This is a genomic window from Williamsia sp. z34 (assembly GCF_059553395.1).
In genome coordinates this window covers 91,945-117,780 of the sequence record NZ_JCANWW010000010.1, presented here as the reverse complement: position 1 = coordinate 117,780, position 25,836 = coordinate 91,945, and the positions used below count along the sequence as shown (strand labels likewise).

The 25,836-nt window shown below is 64.4% G+C and carries 25 protein-coding genes; 13 read left to right on the top strand and 12 right to left on the bottom strand.

Annotated features, from left to right (window positions below; all coding sequences use genetic code 11):
- The first annotated feature begins 20 nt into the window (after positions 1 to 20).
- Together sdhA and AC51GT_RS21795 are read left to right on the top strand one after the other, a co-directional pair.
- Positions 21 to 1,775, top strand: coding sequence for a succinate dehydrogenase flavoprotein subunit (sdhA, locus tag AC51GT_RS21800; RefSeq protein ID WP_496326070.1), 1,755 nt, complete (start codon positions 21 to 23; stop codon positions 1,773 to 1,775).
- Positions 1,775 to 2,566, top strand: coding sequence for a succinate dehydrogenase iron-sulfur subunit (locus AC51GT_RS21795; RefSeq protein ID WP_496326071.1), 792 nt, complete (start codon positions 1,775 to 1,777; stop codon positions 2,564 to 2,566). Before sdhA ends, AC51GT_RS21795 begins: the two co-directional genes overlap by 1 nt.
- Positions 2,567 to 2,644: 78 nt before the next feature.
- Here AC51GT_RS21795 and AC51GT_RS21790 read toward each other — a convergent pair whose 3' ends face one another.
- From AC51GT_RS21790 to AC51GT_RS21780, 3 genes are read right to left on the bottom strand one after another with little or no spacing between them, the layout of a single operon-like run.
- Positions 2,645 to 3,562: an HpcH/HpaI aldolase/citrate lyase family protein gene (locus AC51GT_RS21790; RefSeq protein WP_496330138.1), complete on the bottom strand. Its 918-nt coding sequence runs from the start codon at positions 3,560 to 3,562 to the stop codon at positions 2,645 to 2,647.
- 16 nt (positions 3,563 to 3,578) lie between these two features.
- Positions 3,579 to 5,039, bottom strand: a complete 1,461-nt coding sequence (locus AC51GT_RS21785; protein WP_496330137.1) for an acyl-CoA reductase — start codon at positions 5,037 to 5,039, stop codon at positions 3,579 to 3,581.
- On the bottom strand, positions 5,036 to 6,385 hold the full coding sequence (locus AC51GT_RS21780) for a hypothetical protein (RefSeq protein WP_496330136.1): 1,350 nt from the start codon (positions 6,383 to 6,385) through the stop codon (positions 5,036 to 5,038). The genes AC51GT_RS21785 and AC51GT_RS21780 overlap by 4 nt, the downstream gene beginning before the upstream one ends.
- Positions 6,386 to 6,499: 114 nt before the next feature.
- Here AC51GT_RS21780 and AC51GT_RS21775 point away from each other — a divergent pair, with 114 nt between their 5' ends.
- The gene (locus AC51GT_RS21775) at positions 6,500 to 7,147 is read left to right on the top strand and encodes a TetR/AcrR family transcriptional regulator (RefSeq protein WP_496330135.1); all 648 of its coding nucleotides are present in this window, start codon (positions 6,500 to 6,502) and stop codon (positions 7,145 to 7,147) included.
- An 18-nt stretch (positions 7,148 to 7,165) separates the two neighbouring features.
- A complete protein-coding gene (locus tag AC51GT_RS21770) occupies positions 7,166 to 8,041 on the top strand; it encodes an SDR family NAD(P)-dependent oxidoreductase (RefSeq protein WP_496330134.1) in 876 nt (291 codons plus the stop codon).
- A 9-nt stretch (positions 8,042 to 8,050) separates the two neighbouring features.
- On the opposite strand, the gene AC51GT_RS21765 is transcribed toward AC51GT_RS21770, so the two are convergent.
- Both AC51GT_RS21765 and AC51GT_RS21760 read right to left on the bottom strand, forming a co-directional pair.
- Complete coding sequence (locus AC51GT_RS21765) at positions 8,051 to 8,794, bottom strand: hypothetical protein (RefSeq protein ID WP_496330133.1); 744 nt, start codon at positions 8,792 to 8,794, stop codon at positions 8,051 to 8,053.
- On the bottom strand, positions 8,791 to 9,369 hold the full coding sequence (locus AC51GT_RS21760; protein ID WP_496330176.1) for a DUF222 domain-containing protein: 579 nt from the start codon (positions 9,367 to 9,369) through the stop codon (positions 8,791 to 8,793). Before AC51GT_RS21760 ends, AC51GT_RS21765 begins: the two co-directional genes overlap by 4 nt.
- A gap of 230 nt (positions 9,370 to 9,599) precedes the next feature.
- Between AC51GT_RS21760 and AC51GT_RS21755 the strand changes: the two genes are divergently transcribed.
- Entirely contained in the window at positions 9,600 to 11,117 is a 1,518-nt protein-coding gene (locus AC51GT_RS21755) for an APC family permease (protein ID WP_496330132.1), read from the top strand.
- Positions 11,118 to 11,177: 60 nt separating this feature from the next.
- On the top strand, positions 11,178 to 12,044 hold the full coding sequence (locus AC51GT_RS21750; RefSeq protein ID WP_496330131.1) for a universal stress protein: 867 nt from the start codon (positions 11,178 to 11,180) through the stop codon (positions 12,042 to 12,044).
- Positions 12,045 to 12,140: 96 nt separating this feature from the next.
- On the opposite strand, the gene AC51GT_RS21745 is transcribed toward AC51GT_RS21750, so the two are convergent.
- A complete protein-coding gene (locus AC51GT_RS21745) occupies positions 12,141 to 13,607 on the bottom strand; it encodes an NAD(P)/FAD-dependent oxidoreductase (RefSeq protein ID WP_496330130.1) in 1,467 nt (488 codons plus the stop codon).
- Positions 13,574 to 15,067, bottom strand: a complete 1,494-nt coding sequence (locus AC51GT_RS21740) for a gamma-aminobutyraldehyde dehydrogenase (RefSeq protein ID WP_496330129.1) — start codon at positions 15,065 to 15,067, stop codon at positions 13,574 to 13,576. Before AC51GT_RS21740 ends, AC51GT_RS21745 begins: the two co-directional genes overlap by 34 nt.
- Before the next feature lie 190 nt (positions 15,068 to 15,257).
- Here AC51GT_RS21740 and AC51GT_RS21735 point away from each other — a divergent pair, with 190 nt between their 5' ends.
- A complete protein-coding gene (locus AC51GT_RS21735; protein WP_482138426.1) occupies positions 15,258 to 15,719 on the top strand; it encodes an Lrp/AsnC family transcriptional regulator in 462 nt (153 codons plus the stop codon).
- A complete protein-coding gene (locus AC51GT_RS21730) occupies positions 15,716 to 17,089 on the top strand; it encodes an aspartate aminotransferase family protein (RefSeq protein ID WP_496326081.1) in 1,374 nt (457 codons plus the stop codon). Before AC51GT_RS21735 ends, AC51GT_RS21730 begins: the two co-directional genes overlap by 4 nt.
- Before the next feature lie 49 nt (positions 17,090 to 17,138).
- Here AC51GT_RS21730 and AC51GT_RS21725 read toward each other — a convergent pair whose 3' ends face one another.
- The 5 genes from AC51GT_RS21725 to AC51GT_RS21705 are packed head-to-tail and all read right to left on the bottom strand — an operon-like array spanning position 17,139 to position 20,947.
- Positions 17,139 to 17,759 carry a response regulator transcription factor gene (locus tag AC51GT_RS21725; RefSeq protein WP_496330128.1) on the bottom strand — a complete coding sequence of 207 codons (621 nt, stop codon included), beginning with the start codon at positions 17,757 to 17,759 and terminating at the stop codon, positions 17,139 to 17,141.
- Entirely contained in the window at positions 17,756 to 18,970 is a 1,215-nt protein-coding gene (locus AC51GT_RS21720; RefSeq protein ID WP_496330127.1) for a sensor histidine kinase, read from the bottom strand. The genes AC51GT_RS21725 and AC51GT_RS21720 overlap by 4 nt, the downstream gene beginning before the upstream one ends.
- Complete coding sequence (locus tag AC51GT_RS21715) at positions 18,910 to 19,728, bottom strand: ABC transporter permease (RefSeq protein ID WP_496330126.1); 819 nt, start codon at positions 19,726 to 19,728, stop codon at positions 18,910 to 18,912. Before AC51GT_RS21715 ends, AC51GT_RS21720 begins: the two co-directional genes overlap by 61 nt.
- Positions 19,725 to 20,666 (bottom strand): ABC transporter ATP-binding protein, encoded by a 942-nt coding sequence (locus AC51GT_RS21710; RefSeq protein WP_496330175.1) that lies wholly within the window; start codon positions 20,664 to 20,666, stop codon positions 19,725 to 19,727. Before AC51GT_RS21710 ends, AC51GT_RS21715 begins: the two co-directional genes overlap by 4 nt.
- Positions 20,666 to 20,947, bottom strand: a complete 282-nt coding sequence (locus AC51GT_RS21705) for a hypothetical protein (protein WP_496330125.1) — start codon at positions 20,945 to 20,947, stop codon at positions 20,666 to 20,668. The genes AC51GT_RS21710 and AC51GT_RS21705 overlap by 1 nt, the downstream gene beginning before the upstream one ends.
- Before the next feature lie 104 nt (positions 20,948 to 21,051).
- Here AC51GT_RS21705 and AC51GT_RS21700 point away from each other — a divergent pair, with 104 nt between their 5' ends.
- The 5 genes from AC51GT_RS21700 to AC51GT_RS21680 all read left to right on the top strand — a co-directional run bounded on the left by AC51GT_RS21700 (position 21,052) and on the right by AC51GT_RS21680 (position 25,731).
- The gene (locus tag AC51GT_RS21700; protein WP_496326085.1) at positions 21,052 to 21,699 is read left to right on the top strand and encodes an ABC transporter permease; all 648 of its coding nucleotides are present in this window, start codon (positions 21,052 to 21,054) and stop codon (positions 21,697 to 21,699) included.
- Entirely contained in the window at positions 21,696 to 22,898 is a 1,203-nt protein-coding gene (locus tag AC51GT_RS21695) for an ABC transporter ATP-binding protein (protein WP_496326086.1), read from the top strand. Before AC51GT_RS21700 ends, AC51GT_RS21695 begins: the two co-directional genes overlap by 4 nt.
- Entirely contained in the window at positions 22,895 to 23,665 is a 771-nt protein-coding gene (locus AC51GT_RS21690; RefSeq protein WP_496326087.1) for an ABC transporter permease, read from the top strand. The genes AC51GT_RS21695 and AC51GT_RS21690 overlap by 4 nt, the downstream gene beginning before the upstream one ends.
- Complete coding sequence (locus AC51GT_RS21685) at positions 23,662 to 24,654, top strand: glycine betaine ABC transporter substrate-binding protein (RefSeq protein ID WP_496330124.1); 993 nt, start codon at positions 23,662 to 23,664, stop codon at positions 24,652 to 24,654. The genes AC51GT_RS21690 and AC51GT_RS21685 overlap by 4 nt, the downstream gene beginning before the upstream one ends.
- 78 nt (positions 24,655 to 24,732) lie before the next feature.
- The gene (locus tag AC51GT_RS21680; protein ID WP_496326089.1) at positions 24,733 to 25,731 is read left to right on the top strand and encodes a TauD/TfdA dioxygenase family protein; all 999 of its coding nucleotides are present in this window, start codon (positions 24,733 to 24,735) and stop codon (positions 25,729 to 25,731) included.
- Positions 25,732 to 25,836 lie beyond the last annotated feature (105 nt).

Here is a 25,836-nt window from a genome sequence, read left to right as displayed (position 1 = left end):
CGAATCGGAGCAACAAACACATGCAGGAACATCGTTACGACGTAGTCATCATCGGCGCCGGCGGCGCCGGGATGCGCGCGGCCATCGAGGCCGGGCCGCGCGCCCGCACCGCCGTGCTGACGAAGCTCTACCCCACCCGTAGCCACACCGGCGCGGCTCAGGGCGGAATGTGCGCAGCACTGGCCAACGTCGAAGAAGACAACTGGGAATGGCACACCTTCGACACCGTCAAGGGCGGCGACTACCTCGCCGACCAGGACGCGGTCGAGATCATGGCCAAAGAGGCCATCGACGCCGTTCTCGATCTGGAGAAGATGGGGCTGCCGTTCAACCGCACCCCTGAGGGCAAGATCGATCAGCGCCGCTTCGGCGGACACACCCGCGATCACGGCAAGAGCCCGGTCCGCCGCGCCTGCTACGCCGCCGACCGCACCGGCCACATGATCTTGCAGACGCTGTACCAGAACTGCGTCAAGCACGATGTCGAGTTCTTCAACGAGTTCTACGCACTCGACATCTGCCTCACCGAGAACGAGCAGGGTGAGCAGGTGGCCACCGGTGTGGTCGCCTACGAACTCGCCACCGGTGAGATCCACGTCTTCCACGCCAAGTCGATCGTCTTCGCCACCGGCGGGTCGGGCCGGATGTACAAGACCACATCCAACGCCCACACCCTCACCGGCGACGGCATGGGCATCGTCTTCCGCAAGGGCCTGCCGCTCGAGGACATGGAGTTCCACCAGTTCCACCCGACGGGTCTGGCCGGTCTCGGCATCCTGATCTCCGAAGCCGTCCGCGGCGAGGGCGGAATCCTCCGCAACGCCGACGGCGAGCGCTTCATGGAGCGCTACGCCCCGACCATCAAGGACCTCGCGCCCCGCGACATCGTCGCGCGGTCGATGGTGCTGGAGGTCCTCGAGGGCCGTGGCGCCGGACCGAACAAGGACTACGTCTACATCGACGTGACCCACCTCGGCGAGGACGTCCTCAACGAGAAGCTCCCGGACATCACCGAGTTCGCCCGTACCTACCTCGGTGTCGACCCGGTCACCGAGTACGTGCCGGTGTTCCCGACCTGCCATTACGTCATGGGCGGTATCCCCACCAAGATCAACGGTGAGGTCCTGCGCAACAACGACGAGGTCGTCCACGGTCTGTATGCCGCCGGCGAATGTGCCTGCGTCTCGGTCCACGGCGCCAACCGTCTGGGCACCAACTCGCTGCTCGACATCAACGTGTTCGGCCGTCGCGCCGGCATCGCGGCCGCCGAGTACGCGCTCTCGACCGATTTCACCCCGCTCCCCGAGGCACCGACCGCCATGGTCGATGACTGGCTCGAGACGATCCTGTCCGAGCACGGACACGAGCGCGTCGCGGACATCCGCACCGAACTGCAGGCAACGATGGACGCCAACGCCTCGGTGTTCCGCACCGACGAGACCCTGACCAAGGTCTTGGGCGACATCCGCGGCTTCAAGGAGCGCTACAACAGCATCCGCGTGCACGACAAGGGCAAGCGCTTCAACAGCGATCTGCTCGAGGCCATCGAGCTGGGCTTCCTGCTCGAAATGGCCGAGGTTACCGTGGTGGGTGCGCTCAACCGCAAGGAATCGCGTGGCGGACATGCCCGGGAGGACTTCCCGGACCGCGACGACGCGAACTACATGAAGCACACGATGGCCTACAAAAAGGGCGACGGCCTGATCGCCCCGATCGAATTGGACTACAAGCCAGTGGTCCAGACCCGCTACGAACCGATGGAGCGGAAGTACTGATGACTCTCACCACTGATATCGCCGCCGCGCACAGTGACAACAACCCCCCGTTGCCTCCGGTCCCCGAAGAGGCGACCATGGTCACGCTCAAGATCAGCCGGTTCAACCCGGAGAATCCCGACGCACAGGGATTCGAGAGTTTCCGGGTGCCGGCTCTGCCGACCGACCGCCTTCTCAATTTGCTGCACTACGTCAAGGGCTACCTCGACGGCACCCTGACGTTCCGCCGGTCGTGCGCACACGGCGTCTGCGGCAGCGACGCGATGCGGATCAACGGCGTGAACCGCCTTGCCTGCAAGCTGTTGATGAAAGACATGTTGCCCAAGGACAAGTCGAAAGAGCTCACCATCACCATCGAGCCCATCAAGGGTCTGCCGGTGGAGAAGGATCTCGTCGTCGACATGGAGCCGTTCTTCGACGCGTACCGCGCCGTCAAGCCGTTCTTGATGACCAGCGGCAACGAGCCGACCCGCGAGCGCATTCAGAGCCAGACCGACCGCGCCCGTTTCGACGACACCACCAAGTGCATCCTGTGTGCCTGCTGCACCACGAGTTGCCCGGTGTACTGGAACGAAGGCAGCTACTTCGGTCCGGCAGCAATCGTCAATGCACACCGGTTCATCTTCGACAGCCGTGACGAAGGTGCCGCCGAACGCCTCGACATCCTCAACGACGTCGACGGGGTGTGGCGCTGCCGCACCACCTTCAACTGCACCGACGCCTGCCCTCGCGGCATCCAGGTGACCCAGGCGATCCAGGAAGTCAAGCGCGCGTTGATGTTTGCCCGCTAGATCGCACTGATCCGACTGACAAAATGGTCGCCGCCCTTTCCGAGGGCGGCGACCATTTTTCGTGTTCGAGACGGGCGATCAGTAGTGGTAGGTGTCCGACGGCGCCGGCATATGGTCCGGGTCGTCGTATTCCTGGTTGAACTCGATGCCGTACGCGCGGGCCAGATCCAGGATCTTGGTGCCGCGGGCGATGCGGGGCAGGTCTGATCCGTTGCGGATCTCTCCCCCGTCGCGCTCGTATTCGGCGAAGAACTCCAGCGCCCACGCGACCTCTTCGTGCGAGGGCGACAGTCCCTCGTTGACCGCGGCGCACTGATCCGGTGTCAGACAGATCTTTCCGGTCATCCCGAACTCCGCGCTGACCGCGGTGGCCTCACTGAGCTTGAGCGCCGACGACCCGACGGTCGGTCCGTCGATCGCGCTCGGCAGGTGCGCAGCCTTGGCCGCGATCGTGAACCGTGACCGCGCGTAGGCCAGGGTCGCCGGCTGATCGCCGAATCCGGTGTCCCGGCGGAAGTCGCCGATACCGAAGGCGAGGCGGAACGTGCCCTTCGCCGAGGCGATCTCGCTGATCCGCTCGAGTCCCCGGGCAGTTTCGACCAGGGCCACGATCGGCACACCCGGTAGCCGCTTGGCGGTTTCGGTCACGTGGTCCACCGACTCGACCATCGCCAGCATCACGCCGCCGACCTTGACGTCGCTCAATGCGGCCAGATCGTCGGCCCACCACTGGGTCCCGAATCCGTTCACCCGCACCCAGTCGCGATTTCCGGCGGAAAGCCACCGAACGACGTGGTCGCGGGCGGCGACCTTGTCCTTCGGGGCCACCGCATCCTCGATGTCGAGGACAACGATGTCGGCGCGCGATTGCACGGCCGGCTGGAAGCGTTCGTTCTGCAAACCGTTTACCAGGAGCCAACTCCGGGCGAGCACCGGATCGATGCGCGAGCCGATCTCGTCGGGGTCGGTGGCGATGGAAATCTTAGAGGCGTTCACAAATGAACATGATCCCCTATCGGCCGATGTCGACGCCATCCTCATGGGCCATCCAGTGCACCAGGCGATGTAGCGGGTACATCGCATCGTGTGGATTGCCGATCGTGCTCGGTCCCGCCTCACCCAGATGGACGATCCGCTGCGCGCCACCGCTGGCCAGTCGATCGCGATAGTCGCACATCCGGTCGAACGGATAGAAGCCCACGGTCTGGGTCGCCACGTTGACGTACTTCATCGCGTCGTCGAGGGAGTCGACCCGCACCACGTTGGCGGTCTTGTTGATCGGATGGAAGTCGACCGGTTCATCGGAACGGATCACCAGGCCGGTGCCGTCGGTCTTGCCCCAGACCCGGAACTCGTCGTCGAGCATCATCAATGTGTCGACCTGCTCGCGCAGGTCCATCTCCAGGGGCCGACGGTCGCCGGACTCCGCGGCCTTAGCGACGATATGCGTATGGAGGCGTTCACAGAACCGGTCGGCGTCCTCCCGGTTCGCTTCGACATGGACGAAACGGCTGGCCACACACGCTTCCTGGTTGAGGATCATGACGTCGGTGGCAGCCAGCTCGGCAGCGAGGTCGAGTGTCTCATCGGAGGCGAATGCTTCCCTGCCGACCATCGAGATCGAGGTCTTGGGATCGAACGACACCAGCTGGAATCCCGGGCCGAGGTACTTGACCACGTTGTTGATCGCATCGCCGCCGCCCCAGGCCACGATCTTGTCGTAGTACTGGGGGCGATAGAGCACGCGCTCCACCTGGTCGTCGCCACCGCGCCAGTAAACCGCCGACATCGATTTCACGATCGCGTGGTCCGGATCGATCTCGGCCATGGTCCGCAGGATCGCGACGGTGGTGAACGGATCACTCGATGACATCTTGAACAGGTTGACGGCCTTGACCATCGCGCCCTGGGCGATGGATTTGACGGCGACACCGGGCGAGTTGCCCGGCAGCACATGGACCAGCCGTGGAGCGAAGGCGCGGACAAAGCTCTTACGGCCGGTGAAGTCCCCCTTCGGGATCCACTCATCGAGCGCTTTGGGGTCGGGGAAGTTCTGCTCAACGACGGTTTCGAGCACCCGCTTGTCGAGGTAAGCGGCAGCACCCCGGACCTGCGCCTGCAGCACCGAACGTGGCAATACGTGCGTCGAGGCCATCCGGTCGATGCAGTCCTGCACGAACGGGTTTGCCGGATCGTTCATCCGCCGGCCGGTCTCGACGAGGAAGTCGATGATCTCGGCCAGGGGCACGTTGAGTAGCGGCGGCAGTTCGGTGCGCGGGTGCACCACCTTGTCCATCGCGATCTCCGGAGTGGTGAACGTGACCCCGAGATCGCGGGAGCGATGCGAGACCTCGTCGCCCTCGAACAGTTCTCCGCGAAGGAAGAACGGTGCCGAGACCGTGGTGTCCCCTGCCCTGCCGGTGTTCCCTGCCCCGTCGGTGTTCACGGCCCGGCCGGTGTCGATCGTTGTCATGACAGACCTGTCACATATGCATCGACGGTGCCGGCACAGCCGATCTTGTCGTCGCCCTTGATATCCGCGTAGCGGGCGATGTTGTCGCGGATCGATGCACCCTTGGAGCCACAGGCGCAGGGACTGAAGTCGAGCGAGACCTTGTCACCGGTGATGACGCCACCCCAGCGGCCATCGAGCGAGAGGTCGAAGAAGGCTGCGCGCCCCTCGATCTCACCGGTCTCGTGCGGAAGCAGGGCCTCACCGGATTCGTCGAGGACGAAGGGCACAATCCACGGCGGTACGTGATAGCGCTCCCCCGCTTGGCACTTCGGCATTCCGGAGTTGAGTTCCTGCATCGAGTAGTTCTGGAAATCCCGGCTGGCCGGAATGTTGAAGGTCTGGTGGACGAACTCCTGATAGTCCGGTGGCAGCTGCGCCCGCTTGAGTCCACCGCCGACGTAGATGCAGTTGTCGGGATGAAAGTCCTTCGCGGAGTAGCCCATGTCGCGCACCAGCTTTGCCAGCTGGTAGAGCGAGTTCCACATCCCCGCGAGGTAGAGCTTTTCGTGGCGGTACTCGATCAGCGCCTCGGCGCCGCTGATCATCGCCTTGTCGAGGCTTTCTTGACGCTCCAGAGACGTCCGCTCGAAGTCCGCGAGTTCCTCGGGCCGCGCGGTACCGTCGGCGATCTTCTTGCGCAGGACCACCATCCGGGTCAGCGAGCCGACCGTGATCGGCGGGATCGGCAGCCGGAACCGCTCCCGGGCCGGATCGCCGAAGGCCGCGAGCTGGGCATCCGCGATGACCTCGTTCTTGGGGACCGAGGCGGTGGGCGCCAATCCCATGATCCGCCGGTCCGCGGCCGGCGTGACACCCGAACCCCACGAGAAGACGTTGACCGTGTCCAGCCTCGACCACGCCATGTCCTTGTCGCTGGCCGGCAGCATCGCCGACTTTCCGGTGGTGCCGCTCGAGCAGGACACATAGTGCCCGGCAGCCGCCAGGCGCCGGATCCACTCGTCGATGTCGCCGATGTCAGCGGTGTCGATCGGGCCGATGGGATACGGGGAGACCGTCCCGAGCCATTTGCCGAGGCGGTCCCATTTCTCCTCGATCAGGAAGCTCTCGGGGTAGCTCTTGTACGCGGTGTGCGGAAACAGCAACCCCACCATGTCCTCGCGACTGCGGACCTCGGAGATGCCGCCCTCCCGGGCCCGGTGACCGAGGAGTTTGATGCGACCTCTGTGTTCCTGGAATCGCTCGTCGAGCGCTTCGATCTGGACCGGGAGCAGGTCAGCGGGCGAATGATCGAAGCGGTCCTCCGCATCGACCGAACTCACCAACTTCTCGATGGCTGAGGTCACTTGGTCAACCTTTCAATTATCGTCGCGCCAGTTCCACTTAATGGCACCTTATGCGTATCATTCGTACCTGTACCGAATGCGAGAGCGCAAGAGGCAACTTCGGCGAGGGGTGTGATGACAGAACGGGAGCCATCCGTTCACCGTGGCGCAGGCCGCCCGACGCGTGAACAGGCCCAGGCCCGCCATGAACAGCTACTCGATGCCGCGCTCGACCTGTTCCTCGAGCACGGATACGAACTCGCGACGATCGAGATGATCGCCGCGCGGGTCCACATGACCAAGCGCACCGTCTATGCGCGCCACCCCGACAAGGCCTCGTTGTTCCACGCCGCCACGCAGCGGGCCATCGAACGACAGGTCGTCCCCGCACAGGCACTCGAAGATGCCGACCGAGGCGACCTGGCCGAAACCCTCGAGACGATTGCCCGGCTGCGTATCCGTCAGGTGATGACACCCAATGGCGTTCGGCTGCAACGCATCATCAACACCGAGAGCTACCGGTTCCCGGAGCTTTTCACATCGAACTATCGGCAGAGCGCCAAACCGGTGATCGAGTTCGTCGCCGGCCTGTTCGACCGTGCGGTCGCCGCCGAGGAGATCGCCCCGACCGACACCGACCTCGCCGCCCGGGCGTTCTTGTCCCTGGTGGTCGGCGGCTGGGTGCGCGCCATCGTCAATGGCCGGGAACCCACCCCGACCGAGCTCGACACGCAGGTCCATTTCACCGTCGGCCTACTACTCAACGGCCTTCGACCACGATGACGACACAAGGAGACAACCATGGAATTCGGCACCAGCAGTCCGGTCGCCGTCGTCACCGGTGCCAGCTCGGGAATCGGTAAGTCGACCGCAGGCAAACTCGTCGCGATGGGCTGGCAGGTGATCGGAGTCGGCCGCGACCCCGGGCGCTGCGCCGACGCCGAGCTCGAGATCGCCGAATCCGTCTGCGATGGCGGTAAATTCATCATGCTGCGCGGTGACTTCGACCTGATGGCCGATGTTCAGCGAGTGGCCGGCGAGATCACCGAGCTCACGCCGCGCGTCCAGGTACTCATCAACAACGCCGGCGGTGTACGGGATCGGCGCGTGGTCACCCCGGAGGGCACCGAGGCCACCTTCGCCGCCAACCATCTCGCCCCGTTCGTGCTGACCAGGGACTTGATGCCACTGCTCGTGGCGAACGCAAACGATTCGGCGCCCGGTTCGACCCGGGTGCTCGCGGTGTCCTCGAATGCGCACAAGATGAGCCGAGGTATCGACTGGGACGATATGCAGAGCCTCAGCAGGTTCCGCTCCGCCGCGGCATACGGGCAGGCCAAGCTCGCCAACATCTTGTTCACCCGGGAACTGTCCCGGCGGGTGGCCGCCAACGGGATCGTGGCCCAGGTCATGCACCCGGGGGTGGTCGCCAGCAATTTCGCTTCACACGGCGATGAGTACATGCAGGCGCACATGTCCACTGCCATCACTGTCGCACCCGATGAACCGGCCGAGACTCTCCGCTGGCTGGCCACCGACCCCGAGGGCGGTCGCGACGGTGGACGCTACTTCCATCTCCGGGACGAAGAGGAGCCGACCGCGGCCGCACTCGATGATGCCGCAGCGGCACGCCTGTGGACCGAGAGCGAAAAACTATTGGCCGCCTTGGGTATCTAGATCCGGTTATCAGGCAGTATCGACCACGCGTTCACGGGCTACCTCAGGCACTGGCACAGCAGGCCTTCGGCGGTTACGTTCCCATTCAGCTTGTCGTCGAGCATGTTTGCTTGCCAGGCGGGTCTGCGTCCGGAGCTGCATACCCTCACTGGCCGGTCGCGGTTTCGCACCGATCCACGTCATGATCGTCAACTCTGGGAACAGATCCTCACCTGTCCATGCGGGACCTTTGAAGCGGTCACCTTCTGGGCTGATGAACACAACCCGGCTGCGACCCTCATCGTCGAGCTCCTGGACGTCAATCCAGTCGCCAAAGGATTTCAGCAGGTGATGAAACCTGCACAGGCACGCGTCCAGCGCCGACGACAGCCGATAGGGATTCGACGGAATGCTCATGGACATAGGAATGGGCGTGGGGAACGGTCCCGTGCCGCGTCTGTGGCTGCGGCCATTCCTGGTCTTGTCCGTGCTCGTTGGCTCCACTTCTTCCGCCGCTACTTCGTGCAAAGTGTCGTCCTCACGGGTGTGGTTCTTGGCGTCCGAGCCGGCCGACGCCCCAGCGGGTTCGGGGACGGTAGCGACATTCGCCACCCATTCGGCTTCTGCGCCGAGAGCGGCATCCGAATCTTGCGTCGCCGCAGCATCCTTCGCTTCTGTTTTGCCCAACTTCGTAAGTCGCTTCCATTCGGCGAGTCGCTCAGCTGTAGTCATCTCAGGGTCGCGTTCGGGAGCTTTGGGGGCGTATGTGCTCACGCCCCATTGTCATCGGCACCGTCTCCAGTTGACCGGTTCGTTGCCAACTCGCCACCGAGCGGCCGGATTCGTGCATCACGCCGACGGGCGATGTCGCCGGCGTGATCTCCAGAGATCACCCCGTGCCCATCGATGAAGCCCGGGTTACTCGCCCGGCCTTCGGCCGTCGCCTGGTCCACCACCACATGGACAACGAAAAGCGCAGACCCGTCGCCATCATCAGACTCGCGGAATCCGTGTTCACAATTCTCGTCGCCGCATTGACAGGCGAAGTCGACACCCATCGTTGCGAAGAACAGCGCGTCGGAAAGTCGCTGGGGCTTGGTTCGTGGATCTCCCCCGCAGACCTTGGACGCCAGCTCCTGCACTCTCTTGTCCAGCAACAGCGCATTCTCGGCGCTCATCGAAGCGACAATGTCAGCCATGCCGTCCTGGGTGGGGTACCTCTGGAAGCTGCGGCCATCCTCGGCTTTTTCGCGGCGTTCCCGGACACCTTCGGGGACGCCACACCCAGGTCCCCGAACGCCGCTTCCACCCCGTCTTCGAACATGCTTTCCATTGCGCTCTGGGGCCATGACAGACATCGGCGAAAAACCCACATCTGTGGATGGCCTCCGGGACTGTGGAAGACCCGCCACTCCACCATGGCCGAGCTGAATAGCCGGAATGTCGTTCGGATCGCATCCAGACAACCGATTTAGTCGAGATGTTTCTTGTTTGGAAACAATACCGTCGTTGTGCAGCGCCAACACCACGAAAATCGTACTGTGGGCGTGTTCGAATCCCTCACCGTCGGGAGACATACATGGCCATATCGGAAGCATCGGAAGCGCCAGGTCCAACTGTTCCAGCCAAGGGCCTTCGCAGCGGATCGCTCGGACTCTTCGGCAACGTGGTCATCGGACTCTCGGCGGTGGCCCCCGCCTACAGTCTGGCCGCCACCCTGGGATTTGTGGTGGCAGCCGTGCACGAGAAGGCACCGGCGATGTTCGTCCTGGCCTTCATCCCCATGCTGCTCATCGCCTTCGCCTATCGGGAACTCGGAGAAGACACCCCCGACTGCGGCACCACATTCACCTGGGGCACCAAGGCATTCGGCCCGTGGATCGGCTGGATCGGCGGCTGGGGACTGGCCGTGTCGGCAATCATCGTGCTGGCCAACGTCGCCGAGATCGCCGGCGTCTATCTGCTGAAGTTCTTGAACCTCGACTCGTGGGCCGAGAACCTCTGGATCAAGGTCATCCTCGGCTCCGCGCTGATCGTGATGATGACGTGGGTCAGCATCCGCGGCATCCTGATCAGCGAGCGCATGCAGAACGTTCTCGTCGTCATCCAATTCGGCGTCCTGATCGTCGCGAGTGTCATCGCACTGTTCAAGGTCGGATTCGACAAGGCCGGCCCGCAGGCCATCAACCCGAGCCTGTCCTGGCTGTGGCCGAGCGGGCTGACCGCTTCGTCCATCGCCGAAGCGGTGATCCTGTGCATCTTCATCTATTGGGGCTGGGATGCGTGCCTCGCGGTCGGTGAAGAGACCAAGGACTCCGCCAAGACCCCCGGCCGGGCCGCGGTCATCACCACGATCATCCTGGTGTGCACCTACGTTCTGGTCGCCTACGCGATTCAGTCATTTGCCGGATTCGGTGAGGACGGAATCGGTTTGAACAATCCGGACAACGCCGACGACGTCCTGACGATCCTCGGGGATCCTGTCGCCGGCTCGATCATGGCCTCCCTGTTGTTGCTGACGGTGTCGATTTCGGCGCTCTCCTCGACCCAGTCCACGATCCTGCCGACCGCCCGCGGAACGTTGTCGATGGCCGTCTACGGCGCGATCCCGAAACGCTTCGCCACCATCCACCCCCGGTACATGACACCGGCGTTCGGCACGGCCGTGATGGGCGCCTCGGCGCTGATGTTCTACCTGGTGCTCTCCCTGGTCAGCGAGGACACACTCGGCGACTCGATCTCGTCCCTCGGCCTCGCCGTGGCCTTCTATTACGGCATCACCGCGTACGCCTGTGTCTGGTACTTCCGGCGGACCCTGCGGCAGTCGGCCCGAAACCTCTTCTTCCGCGGCATCTTCCCGCTGATCGGAGCCCTGGCGATGACCTGGGCCTTCTTCCAGAGCGCGTTCGACATGTACGCGACCGACTACGGTTCCACCTCGATCGGCGGTGTCGGTGGCGTCTTCATCATGGGGGTTGGCATGCTGGTACTCGGGATCCCGTTGATGTTGCTGTGCTTTGCATTCGGTCCGAAGGATTTCTGGAAGGGCAGGACACTCAATTCCAACACCGAGGTCAAGGTGCCCGATGTCTACTGACGACGGTGCCGCCCGGTACCTGTGCACCCCAACGGCATCGATGGAAGCGAGCACCAACTCATGAGACTGACTGTGGGTTACCTCTACACCGATACCGGCGACGACGGGGTCAACCTGGCGATCGCCATCGCGAAGACCACCGGTGCCGCGATCGACCTGGTGTGCGTGGTTCGGGAGGTCGAACCCGACGGCACCCCGGGCCGGGTCACGTTCCAGGAAGCACTGGTCAAGAAGGCACATCAGTGGCTCGAAGAGGCAGCCGCCGACATCCCCGACGACATCGAGGTCGCTCTGCACACACCGGTCGCCAACTCGTTTCCGCAGGCGCTCATCGACTTTGCGGTGCACAGCCACGCCACGATGATCGTCGTCGGTGGCACCAGCGACGGCATCCTGGGCAAACACACCCTGGGCAGCATCTCGTCGGCCCTCACCCATGCGTCACCGGTACCGGTTGCCCTGGCCCCGCGGGGCTACACCCGCCTCGAACGTCCGGTCATCCCCACCCTGACCGTTGCCATCCCCACCACGGATGCGAAAGACAGCCCCCTGCCCTTCGCATTGGATCTGGCCAAGAAGGCCGGGCTGAATCTGCGGTTGCTCTCCCTGGTCTCGCACGACGACCTACCCGGTGAAGACGAGGAGTCCATGGCGGTCCGGCAACGGCACATCAGCCAGGCCACCGCGAATCTGGAACTCGCCAAAAAGAGCTGTGGCGATGCGGTGAAGATCGAATCCCTTGTTGCCGAGGGCAATACCGTTGAAGAGGCACTCGAACAGCTGCAATGGTCGCGCGGTGACGTCGTGGTCATCGGTTCCGGACACCTGGCCCCTCCGCGCCGGGCGTTTCTCGGGTCGATGTCCGCCCGCATCCTGAAGAATACCGATGCCCCGATCGTCGTCGTCCCCAAGGGCTTCACCCCCTGACCGGCCCCCGCACCCGATGATGTGCCCTTTTGGCGAGCATTTCCCCAGGTGGGCTCCGCCAAAAGGGCACATCATCGGGGTGCGGGGGCGTGGGGGCTAGGAGTCGAAGCCGAGGCCGACGGCCTCCATCGCCTTGAGCCAGAGTCCGCGTCGGCCCTGATTGCGGTCGGCACGCGCGAACTCTCGACGGGTCAGGGTGATCCCGAACCAGCGCAACGGTTCCGGCGGGAACGGGATCGGCTTGGACTGCACCATCTTCAGGCGGGCGCGTTCGGTATCCTTGCCGTCGACGAGGTCGAGCGCGGTGGCGGCACCGAAATGCGCCGCGCCGACGCCGAGTCCGGTGAATCCCAGCACGGAGACGACCTTGCCGCCCATGCTCACGTCCCAGAAGTTGTTGAACCGCGAACACGTGTCTATGACACCACCCCAGGTGTGGGTCGCGGTGATGCCCTCGAGCTGTGGGAACACCTGGAGCAGATGCTCTGCGAGCAAACCGAATTCGCTGGGCTTCTGGGCGAGGCGGGAATCGGTGTCACCGCCGTAGTAGTAGACCGCGTCCCAGCCACCGAACAGGATCCGGTTGTCGGCGGTGAGCCGGAAGTAGTGGAATCGATTGCCCGAATCGGCCAGACCCTGCCGTCCGGACCACCCGATCGCCGACAATTGCCGCTCGGACAGCGGTTCGGTCATGATCGCGTAGTCCCAGACCGGCACCATCAGGTGACCGAGCTTGCGGCGCAACGGCTTCGAGGCCGACGTGGCCACCACCACCCGCGCCGCGTCAACGCTGCCGTATCCGGTGGCAACGGTCACCCGGTCTCCCACCGAGGTCAGCGACGTCACCTCGCTGTGCTCGAAGACCCGCACCCCGAGTCGTTCGGCCGCCGCGGCCAGGCCCCAGGCCAGCTTCGCCGGGTCGATCATCATCACGTCCGGGTCGTACACGGCACCGTGGGCCATCGGACTGCGCAGATGCTTCGTGAGCTCGTCACCGTCGAGGAAGCGCAACGGCTGATTGAGCTGATGCGCTTGCTCCACAAGTTCTTTGAGACCGGGGACCTGCCAGTCGAAACTGGCCAGATCGAGCTCTCCAGTCCGCTCGACGTCGGCATCGATCCCGAGCCTGACAATCGCGTCGACGATCGCGTCGAGGGTCTCGACCCCCATCCGGAGCAGATCGGGCAGCTCGTCTTCGTACCGCTCCATACCGTTGACCAGGCCGTGGGTCAGGCTCGCCGAGCAGAATCCGCCGTTGCGGCCCGACGCGCCCTCGGCGATCCGGTCGCCTTCGAGCAGCACGACAGATCGCTGCGGGTTCGCCTCGGCCGCCTGGACGGCAGCCCACAAACCGGTGAAACCGCCTCCCACGACAACCAGATCCGCGCTGTGCTGCCCGGCCAGACGGGGTCGGGCCGCGGGTCGCAGTGGCCGGTCTAGCCAGTAGGGAGCCGGGGTCGCACCGGCCACCATCGCGGTTCCGCGAACGGTCGGCTCGAGAGCCCAGCCGTTCTGCGAGCCCGAACCGCTCAGTGCGGCAGCGTGAAAATCGTTCGGTGCCATGGTTTGTGCGGTACTCCTGTGATGTCACTCATCACGTGCTTGATGGTGAGATATTCGTCGAGTGAATAGGCGGACATGTCTTTGCCGAAGCCCGAGGCCCCGACCCCGCCGTGCGGCATCTCGCTGATGATCGGGATGTGATCGTTGATCCACACACATCCGGCGTGGATCTCGCGCGATGCCCGCTGGGCGCGGTAGACGTCCCGCGTCCACGCTGACGCCGCCAGACCGTAGACGGTGTCGTTGGCCATCCGGATCGCGTCGTCGTCATCATCGAAAGCACTGACGGTCAGCACCGGACCGAATATCTCGTCGCGGTAGACCTCGGCGTCCTCGGGGACGTCGGCGAGCAGGGTCGGCTGATAGAAGGCGCCCGGACTGTCGGGTGCGCGACCACCGGTGACCACCCGGATCCCGGTCGCCCGGGCGCGGTCGACCATTGCGGCCACCTTGTCCCGGTGGCCGAACGAGATCAGCGAGCCCATGTCGGTGGCCGGATCGCCGGGATCACCCACCCGTATCTTCGACATCAGTTCGCCGACACCGGCAACGAAGTCGTCGTACCGCGACCGGGCGACGATGGCCCTGGTCGCGGCCGTGCAGTCCTGGCCGGAGTTGATCAGCGCGCCCGCCACCGCGCCGTGGATCGCCGCGTCGAGGTCGGCATCGTCGAACACCACGAACGGGGCCTTGCCACCGAGTTCGAGTTGGACCCTGGTGCCATTGGCCGCAGCCTGCGACATCACCTGACGACCGACTGCGGTGGACCCGGTGAACGTGACCATGTCCACCCCGGCGTGGCCGGCGATCGCGGCCCCGACCTCGGCCCCGGTCCCGGTCAGCACATTGAAGACACCGTCGGGGATGCCCGCTTCGGTGGCGAGACGGGCCAGCGTCAACGTGGTCAGCGGTGTCAGCTCTGCAGGCTTGAGCACCACCGTGCATCCGGCGGCCAGCGCCGGGATGACCTTCCACACCGCCATCTGCAACGGGTAGTTCCACGGCGTGATCGATCCGACCACCCCGACCGCCTCGCGACGGATCGAGGACGTGTGATCGCCCGAATACTCGGCGCTGGCCTTGCCCTCGAGGTTGCGGGCCAGGCCGGCGAAGAACTCGACGTTGTCCACCGAACCCGGGACGTCGAACTCGGTGGCCAGGCGGATCGTCTTGCCGGTCTGACGTACTTCTTCGGCTGCCAGGTCATCGGCCGCCTCCGACATCGCCGACGCCAACGACCTCAGCGCCGCACTTCGATCGGTCGGTGTTGTACCGGACCACTGCTCCAACGCATTTCGCGCGACAACGACCGCCTCGTCGACATCTGCGGCCGTGGCCAGCTTCGTGGACGCGACGACGGCACCGGTCGCCGGATCGATGACATCGTGGACGTCTCCGGCACCGGCGCGCTCCCGCCCGTCCACCCAGCCGGCAGCAAAAGTTGTTGAACCAGTGGTCATATTCAGTCCTCGCGGGCCGTCGTCCTCAGTGGGTATCTGCCGGCCACCATACCGGGGCACTGCGCATTCCGCGATGCATACCGCCCCTAGACAACGAATTTCCCCCGTTTCGGTTGCAGATTATTGCGGAATCCGTAGCATGTGGGATGCAACGATCGAACCGGCCAGCGCATCGAGAAGAATCGGAGCCATGACCGAGCAGCCAATAGTCCTAGACAACATCTCCAAGAAGATCATCGAGGAGCTCCAGGCCGACGGCCGACGCTCGTACGCCTCGGTGGGCAAGGCAGTGGGACTCTCGGAAGCTGCGGTGCGTAACCGGGTTCAGCGCCTGGGCGAGGCCGGTGTCCTCCAGATCGTCGCGGTGACCGATCCGATGCAGGTGGGTTTCGCCCGCCAGGCGATGATCGGAATCCGTTGCACCGGAGACACCGCGGCCCTGGGTGAGGCACTCGCGGAGGTCGAGGAGATCGACTACGTGGTCCTGACCGCCGGATCATTCGATGTGGTCATCGAAGTGGTCTGCGAGAACGATGAACACCTGCTCGAGGTACTGAACAAAAAGGTGCGATCGCAGCCTGGCGTGACCGGGACAGAGACCCTGGTCTACCTGAAACTGGTCAAACAACAATACAATTGGGGTACCCGATGACCGCAGTCGAGAACAACACCACCACCCTTGGCGACCGCTCGGCCCGCCACCTGTGGGGCCACTTCTCCAGGCACGGCGACACCACCACCCCGCCGGTCATCACCCGCGGCGAGGGCGTCCGGATCTTCGACGATCGCGGCCGCAGCTATCTCGACGGCCTGTCGGGACTGTTTGTGGTGCAGGCCGGACACGGCCGCGTCGAGCTCGCCGAGGCCGCGGCCAAGCAGGCCAAGGAACTGGCTTTCTTCCCCCTCTGGTCGTACGCGACACCGCCGGCCATCGAATTGGCCGAACGCCTGGCGGACTACGCACCGGGCGACCTCAACCGGGTTTTCTTCACCACCGGCGGTGGTGAGGCCGTGGAAAGCGCCTGGAAGCTCGCGAAACAGTACTTCAAACTGACCGGAAAACCCGGTAAACACAAGGTGATCTCGCGATCGATCGCCTATCACGGCACACCGCAGGGCGCACTGGCGATCACCGGCATCCCGGCGCTGAAAGAAGCCTTCGAGCCACTCACGCCGGGAGCGTTCCGCGTTCCGAACACCAACATCTACCGGGCCGGCGAACACGGCGACGACCCCAAGGAGTTCGGTCTCTGGGCCGCCAACCGCATCGAAGAGGCCATCGAGTTCGAGGGACCGGACACGGTCGCCGCGGTCTTCCTCGAGCCGGTACAGAACGCCGGCGGCTGTTTCCCGCCACCGCCCGGATACTTCCAGCGGGTTCGGGAGATCTGCGACAAGCACGATGTGCTGCTGGTCTCCGATGAAGTGATCTGCGCTTTCGGCCGAATCGGATCGATGTTCGCCTGCAGCGACTTCGACTACGTCCCCGACATCATCACCTGCGCGAAGGGCATGACCTCGGGTTACTCACCGATCGGCGCGATGATCGCCACCGATCGCCTGTTCGAGCCCTTCAACGACAACGCCACCTCGTTCGCCCACGGTTACACCTTTGGCGGACATCCGGTTTCGGCGGCGGTCGCACTGGCCAACCTCGACATCTTCGAACGCGAAGGTCTCAACGACCGGGTGAAGCAACTCGCCCCGGACTTCCGGCGGACGCTCGACAAACTCAGTGATCTACCCATCGTCGGCGATGTCCGCGGCGAAGGCTACTTCTACGGGATCGAATTGGTGAAGGACAAGGCCACCAAGGAGACGTTCACACCGGACGAATCCGAGCGGGTCCTGCGTGATTTCCTGTCCACCGCACTGTTCGACGCCGGACTCTACTGCCGCGCCGACGACCGGGGAGACCCGGTGGTCCAGCTCGCTCCCCCACTGACCTGCGGACAGGCCGAGTTCGACGAGATCGAACAGATCCTGCGTTCGGTGCTGACCGAGGCGTACACGAAGATCTGAGCACCAGAGCACCATCGGGCGACACCGGCAGGCACCGGCAGGCACCGGCTCAGATCCAGCCGAGTCTGCGGGCCTTGAGGGCCGCCTCGTACCGGTTCGACGCACCCATTTTCGCCATCGCCGATGACAGGTAGTTGCGTGTGGTCCCGACCGACAGGTGTGCGCGCGTGGCGATTTCGTCCACCGAGGAACCATCGATGGCGAACTCGAGGACGTCGGCTTCACGCGCGGTCAGCACCGTGTCGCCGGCGCTGATCGCTTCGGCGGCCAGCTGCGGATCGACATGGCGGCCGCCGCCGTGAACCGTGCGGATGACCTCGGCAAGAGTGGCAGCCGACGACGTCTTGGGCAGAAAGCCCCGCACGCCCGTGGTGAGCGCACGTTTGAGGTAACCCGGCCGGCCGTGACTGGTGACTATCAGGATGCCGGCGCCCGGAGTCAACGCGAGAAGCTCGGTGGCGGTGTCGATGCCGTCGATCCCCGGCATCCGCAGGTCGATTACCGCGACGGCAAGGGGCCGGTCTTCGGCGACACGTTGTCGCCACATGGTCAGGAGTTCTTCACCCGACCCGACGTTCGCGACGACATCGAGATCGTCTTCGAGGTCGAGCATGGCCGCCATGGCAGTGCGGATGAGGGTTTCATCGTCGGCCATCAGTACCGGAATCACTTTTTCTCCCAGAGTATTTCAAGCGTGAAAGTCTCTCCGCTCATGGTGGCTTCAAGGCCAGAACCGACACGCGCGAGACGCTCCGACAGGCCACGAAGTCCGGAATGCTCGCCGGGATCTTCCACCACTTCCTTACGGGAACCGTTGTTACGCAGCGACATTCCCCCTGCACCGATCGAGAGGGTCGCCGAAGTCGAGGCTGAGTGTCTGACGATGTTGGTGGTACCCTCCCTCACCACCCATGCCGCCACCTCATGGAAACGTGCGGGCACCTTGGCCGGATCGCCTTCGACGACAAGCAGGCAACCCGCCGCGGCCAGGAGTGAACGGGCACCGGCAACCTCACCTTCGAGGTTGATGCCGCGATAGCCATGGACCAGCTCGCGCATCGTGTTCATCGATTCGACGGCGAGTGCCTTCACCTCATCCATCTCGCCGGCCGCCCGGTCACCCGCTCCGGCACGTGAAAGTGTCGCGGCGAGTTCACTTTTGACTGCAATGGCGGAAAATCCGCGACCGACCACATCGTGCAGGTCCCGGGCGAAACGCAATCGCTCTTCGGCAACCTGTAACCGGGCCTCGACGGCCTTGGTGTGCTCCAGCTCATCGACCACCTCCAGGCCCCACATCGTCAACAGCGTGGTGGCGACGAACAAGGCGCCGATGAAGAACGTGGTCGCGGCCACCCGGAGCGCCGACGGCGCAGAAGCCTCGAACGCTGCGCCGGTGGCGATGCTGACGCCGAGGACGAACCACCACTTGCCCCGCAAGAAAGGAATGATCGACAGCATCGACAGCAGTGCGGCAAAGTTGCCGACCGTCTGTGCGGCGTCGATGTCGGATTCGTCGGTGGCCAGGTTGGCCATGATCGCACAGAACAGCCACACCACGATGAACATTGCGGATCCGACCGGTAGTGCCCAACTGCGCGGTCCGACGTTGGGCCATGCCGACAGCTCGGGCCGGGTCTGCAGGGCGAGAAGAGCTGCGGCCCCGGAGATGACGATCCCGCCCGCCGACCACGGAACGTCGCCCGTTCTGTCCACCGAAACGACCACCCCTACGACGATGGAGGACAGGAGTATGAGCTGACTGCAGAGCCGGAACTTCGCCGACCCGGACAGCTCCCGCCACCGGGACGCCACCCCGGTCATCCACGGTCGTCCCAGCGGAACCTTGTCGAGACGATTGCGAGCGACAGTGCGATCCATATACCCAGTGTCGCAAGAGGTTGTGCCATCTCGCCGAACGTGCCCGCGAAATCGAGCGTGGCGGCAGACTCGTCGGCAGTGGCCGGCAGGCCGGAGGCGCCGACCGAGATCAGTTCGGACAGAGCCGCAAACGGTGTCCAGGAGACCACATCGCCGAGGCGATCGGGAAGGATGTCACGGATCGATGCGAGGCCGGCCATCGCGAGCATCATCACCGGTAGTGAGGTGATCTGCGCTGCCTCCGCGTTCTTGGTAACCACACTCGTCGCCAGGCCGAGCAGCGAGAAGACGATGATTCCACCGGCCATCGCGATGACCAGCGCGATTGGATTGACGGGCGCGGGCGCACCGGCGCCGTAGATCACTCCCGAAACGATCACACCACCGATCACGGTGAGCAGGGCGCCGGGCACGGCCGGGGCGGTCTGAATCTGCCAATCGGCTGCCTCACCCGTTCTCAGCCGCTTCAATACTCCTTCCCCACGGCGGGTGGTGACCATCGACAGCACCGAGTAGTACTGCACGAACAGAAATGCCATCAACGCGAACATCTCCAGGCCCGTGGTCGCGACCTCCGCTGTGGCACCGGACTCACCGCGGGCGATGAAGTACGTCGTCAGCGGAAGCACCACTGGGAACACTGTTCCCAGCACCACGAGGGTTTTGTTGCGGACAAACTGCTGGTACTCCGCCTTGGCCAGAGCGCTCAGCGGACGCCGACCGTAGCCGCCTGAGGTAAGTACGGTACTGCTGATCATCGGTGTGCTCCGATCAGGTCGGGGGTGGACTTCGACGCGACGGCCGGATCGGCTGCGACCTCGAGAAAGACCGATTCCAAGGACGCGGCACGGGCTTCGAGGCCAACCAATTGCAGGCCACGACCTCCAGCCCAGGCCAGCAATTCAGAGAGGTGACCCTGCAGGTCGGGGGTGTATACGGTAACGCGCTCCTGGGCGTCGACTCGCGCGCCGGTCATCGCCGGCAGAGCCGGACCGGGATGGTCGAAGACAATTCGCGCAGGATGCTCGTCGACGATGTCACGGAGTGTTCCGCGGCGGGCGATCTGGCCCTTGTGCATGATCGCAATGCGGTCTGCAAGTTCTTCGGCCTCGTCGAGGTAGTGCGTGGTCAGGACGATCGTCACCCCGGAGGCCTTGAGCTCGGTCAGCAAACGCCATGTGGCGCGACGACTTTCCGGATCCAGACCGGTGGTCGGTTCGTCGAGGAAGAGCAACCGGGGCTGCCCCAGCAACGCGCAGGCAAGGTCGACGCGGCGCTTTTCACCGCCGGACAGCGCTCCGACCCGCACGTGGACGCGGTCTGTGAGGTTGACCTGCGCCAAGACTGCGGCCACGGTGGTCGGATTCGAGCTGGTGCCGCGCCACATCTCCAAGGTCTCGCTGACGGTCAACTCGGCAGGTAGCCCGCCGGACTGCAACATGATGCCCACGTGCGGGCGCACCAATTTGCGGTCTCGGCGTGGATCGAGGCCGAAGACCTCGACCTCGCCGGCAGACGGTGCGACAAGCCCTTCCAGCACGTCAAAGGTCGACGTCTTTCCGGCACCGTTCGTGCCGAGCAGGGCGAACACCTCGCCCTCCGCGATCTCGAGATCGACGCCCTTGACCGCCTCGAATGCGTCCTTGCCCTGGCCGTAGGTGCGGCGCAACCCTCGGGCGCTGATCACGGTCTTCATCATTGCCCCCACGTTCGGCCGCCCACGGGTGCCGGGCCGATCCGATGGATGTCTTTGATCAGATTTTCGAAACTGCTTGATTGCGCGCCTGTTTCGCGATGACTCGGCGGATGAATTCGGTGGTTGCGATGTGTTGTCGTCATGCCTTCAAGGCTCACCCACATCTGTTGACCCCACCAGTGCACCCGATCATCAATAAGCCCAGGAATACTCATGCCCGAGGCATGACAAATGTCATCGCACGCCGAGCGTTCGACCCGAACACCGAAAGTCGTGCGCACGCGGACCAAAAGTAGGCCACGATGTTGGTCAATGCGCCAGGGATTTACGGTGTCAGTGTTCGAGTTCGACGGCCGGGACGACGAGTAGAGAGCGGGGGGCACGGTTGAACGCATTGTGGGATTACATGACCTCACACCGATCTCAGCTGGTGTTCGATTCCTATCAGCACGTCAGCGCAGTGCTCCAAAGCGTCCTCATCGCGACCGTGATCGGTGTGGTGGTCGGTCTGCTCACCTATCGCAGCGACATCGCGGCCAACCTGGCCACATCGTTGTCCAGCGCCATCCTGACCGTCCCGTCCTTCGCCCTGCTGGGTTTGCTCATCCCGCTCGTCGGTCTCGGTGTCCTGCCCTCGGTGATCGCGTTGGTGCTGTACTCGTTGCTCCCGATCATCCGTAACACCATCGTCGGACTCAACAACATCGAGCCGGCACTCATCGACGCCGCCCGGGGTATCGGGATGGGCGGCGTCATCACCCTTGTCCGGGTCCAATTGCCGTTGGTGTGGCCGGCGATCCTGGCCGCGATGCGACTGAGCACCCAGATGGCCATGGGCGTCCTCGCCATCGCCGCGTACGTCAAGGGTCCGGGGCTGGGCAATCTCATCTTCGCCGGCCTGGCCCGGGTCGGCAGTCCGACCGCGGTGCCCATGGCCCTGTCCGGCACCTTGCTGATCGTTGTACTCGCCCTCGCTCTCGACGCCCTCTACGTACTCCTCGGACGGCTCACCACGTCGAAAGGCATCCGATGACAGAACAGTCCTCAGCGTCGAGCGGCCTGCGCTCAGCAAACCCGACCGGGGTGCAGATCACCCTCGAACACGTGTCGAAGATCTACCCGGGGTCGAAAACGCCCGCGGTGGACGATGTTTCATTGCACATCCCGGCCGGCGACGTCGTCGTCCTCGTCGGTCCCTCCGGGTGTGGCAAAACCACCACCATGCGGATGATCAACCGGCTCAGCGAGCCCACGTCCGGCAAGATCACGATCGGCGACAAGGACGCCCTGTCGATCAAACCCACCGAATTGCGACGCTCGATCGGTTACTCGATCCAGCAGGCCGGGCTCTTCCCGCACATGACGATCCGTCAGAACATCGGGCTGGTCCCGGGATTGCTCAAGTGGGACAAGAAACGCATTGCCGCGCGCGTCGAGGAACTGCTCGATCTGGTCGGACTCGACCCGGCACAGTACGCCGGGCGTTACCCACGACAGTTGTCCGGCGGTCAGCAACAACGGGTCGGTGTCGCACGGGCTCTGGCGGCCGATCCGCCCGTCCTCCTGATGGACGAACCCTTCGGCGCAGTCGACCCGATCACCCGCAGCTCTCTGCAGGACGAACTCCTGCGTCTGCAAAGCGAATTGGGCAAGACCATCGTGTTCGTCACCCATGACTTCGGTGAGGCGGTCAAACTCGGGGACCGCATCGCGGTGCTCGGTCAGCAGTCGAAGATCCTGCAATACGACACGCCGCAGGCGATTCTCGCCAATCCCGCCGATGACACCGTGGCCGGGTTCGTGGGAACCGGTGCCTCACTGCGTCAACTCGGTCTGGTCCGGGTCAAGGACATCGACCTCGAGGCCAGACCCACCGCGCACGTCGGCGACGATGTCGACGCGCTGCGCGCCGAACTCGCCGGCGGTGAGCATGATTGGGCCGTGATCCTCGACGATCGGCAGCGCCCGGTCAGCTGGGTGCGCGAGAGTCGGCTGCGACAGGCCCGCACCGTCGACGAGTTCGCCGAGCCCCTCGATGAGGTGATCAGCATCCAGGCCACCCTGCAGGACGCGCTCGAGGCGATGCTCGCCGAGGACCACGCGTCGGCCGTGGTTGCCGGCGCGGGCAACCGGTATCAGGGAGTGGTGACATTGGAGACCCTGATCTCGACCATCACCACACTGCGGGATGCGCCGTCCACCGCGACGGCCGCCGGGGACGTCACGTCATGACCGCGGCCGTCGAGACGCCGCCGACCTCGATCAGCGTGGCAGACCGGCTGCGCCTGATCATCCAGCCGATCCTCGTGGTGATCGTCGCGGTTGCGGTCATCTTCTGGGCGTTCAACCGGGACCTGACCGCCACGCAAAAGGTGAATATCAACGCCGGCAACGTCAGTACCCTCCTCTGGCAGCATCTGCTGATCACGATCACGGTCGCGGCCATCGTCGTCCTCGTCGGAGTCCCCCTCGGAATCCTGGTGACCCGCGGCCCGGTCCGCTTCCTGCGACCACCGTTCATCGGTGTGGCGAACATCGGGCAGGCCGCACCGGCGGTCGGCCTGTTGGTCCTGCTCTTCCTGTGGACCGGCGAGACGGGTTTCTGGATCGGTGTCCTGCCCATCGCGGTGTATTCGCTGCTTCCGGTGTTCAGCAGCACCATCCTCGGCATCGATCAGGTCGACAAGTCACTCATCGACGCCGGCCAGGGGCAGGGCATGTCCGGGTCATCGATTCTCTTCCGCGTCGAATTGCCGTTGGCGGTGCCGTACATCCTCGCGGGCCTCCGGACCTCGCTGGTCCTGGCCGTCGGTACCGCGACCCTGTGCTTCCTCGTCAATGCCGGCGGACTCGGGGTGCTGATCGACACCGGATACAAGCTGCGGGACAACGTGACCCTGGTCCTGGGCAGCGTCCTGGCGGTATGCCTGGCGCTACTCGTGGACTGGGTCGGCGCGCTGGCCGAGTACTACCTCGGACCGAAGGGGATACGAGCATGACAACGGTGTCCCGAACCGGCCGGCTGCTCAAGCCGCTCCTCTGTGCGATCGTCTGCGTGGTCGCGCTCGGTTGTGGACTGTCCTCGGGCGGTGCCGTCCCCCTCGAGGTCGGCCCGGGTTCGATCACCGAGAACGAGGGGCTCAAGGGTGTCGAGATCACCGTGGGCTCCAAGGAATACACCGAGCAGGTGATCCTGGGATACATCCTCGAGTTCACCCTCGTGGCGGCCGGGGCCGATGTCCGGGACATGACCGGGATCGTGGGTTCGCGCAGTACCCGCGATGCCCAGATCGCCGATCAGGTCGACGTCGCCTACGAGTTCACGGGTAACGCCTGGATCAACTATCTCGGCCACGAGAAACCGATCGCCGACACCCGCGAACAGTTCGAGGCCGTGCGCGACGAGGACCTCGAAAGAAATGACATGGTGTGGCTCGAGCCGGGCCCGATGGACGACACATATGCCTTGGCCGCCAGCAAGAAGGTGATCGACGACACCGGCGTCACCAACCTCACCGAGTATGCGGAACTGGTCAACCGCGACCCGGCCGCGGCCGCCACCTGTGTGGACACCGAGTTCCGCGCCCGCCAGGACGGATACCCGGGTATGGCCGCCGCCTACGGATTCGATCCGGCGAAGGCCGACACCCCGATCCTTCAGGTGGGGATCATCTATCAGGCGACCTCGACGGGAACGCAGTGCAAGTTCGGCGAGGTGTTCACCACCGACGGCCGGATCGCCGGCCTCGACCTCGTGGTGCTGACCGACGACAAGCAGTTCTTCCCGCACTACAACCCGTCCGTCACAATGAAGGCGAGTTTCTTCGAGAAGCACCCCGAGATCGCCGAGGTCACGGCGCCGGTCACGGCCGCTCTCACCAACGAGGTGATCACCGAGCTCAACAAGCAGGTCGACGTCGACGGCAAGGATCCGGCGATCGTGGCCCGGGACTGGATGATCTCCGAAGGTTTCATCACCAAGGGGTGAGGGACCGGCCGCCACCGACTTTCGATCAGGGTGCGCCTTAAGGTGTCGACGCCCGTCGGTTGGAGCAAAACTGGGTTCATGACCGCCCTCGTCGAAACCCCAGCCGCCGCTTCTACCCGGTCGGCACTTCCCACCCTCACGGTGACCAAACTCGGTGAACACCTCGGCGCCCGGGTCGATGGCATCCGGTTGTCCGGCGACCTCGACGACGCGACGGTGCAGGCCATCCGGACCGTGATCGCCACTCACAAGGCCGTCGTCTTCACCGGTCAACACCATTTCGACGACAGGGTCCAGTACGAATTCGCCTCCCTCCTGGGCACGCCCACCAAGGCGCATCCGACGGTCCTCTCGCGCGGCGAGGACCTGCTCCCCCTCGAAGGTGCCGCGAATTCCTGGCATACGGACGTCTCGTTCGTCGATCGCATCCCCAAGATCTCCGTGCTGCGCGCGACCGTCCGCCCCACGTACGGCGGCGCGACGATGTGGGCATCCACGGTGGCCGCATACGCCAACCTCCCCCGACCGATGCGAGCACTCGTCGACCGGTTGCGGGCCGTTCACACCAACGATTACGACTACGCCGAACACCTCACCGTCGGCGACAGCTCCGACCCGGCGTACCGAGAAGAGTTCGTCAAGACCGTCTTCGAGACCGAGCACCCGGCGGTCCGGGTGCACCCCGAGACCGGTGAGCGGGCGCTGACCCTCGGGCACTTCGTCAAGTCGTTCTCGGGTTTCAAGACCTCCGAGACCGCCGACCTGTTGCGGTTGCTCCAGGCACGGATCGAGCGTCCCGACAACACCTTTCGCTGGAACTGGAACGCAGGGGACGTCGCAATCTGGGACAACCGTTCCACCCAGCACTACGGTGTGGCCGACTTCGGCGACCAGTTCCGGCGAGTCAATCGCGTGACACTTGCCGGCGACGTCCCCATCGGCGTCGATCGGGACCGGTCCACGATCATCACCGGCGATGCAAAGGGATATTCGGTTGTCGAAACGCCGCGGCCCCTGGTCGCATGGGAACCGGCAAGCCCGGCGAGTATTCGAGGGTTCGCCGACGAACGGCATTGAAGTCCACGGCAAAGGGTTCACAATCCACCCATCGCCGTAGCCATCAGCCCGGCAAAAGCAAACCGGAGGTGGTCATTCAGCCAAATCACCGACGCAGTGGAGGGC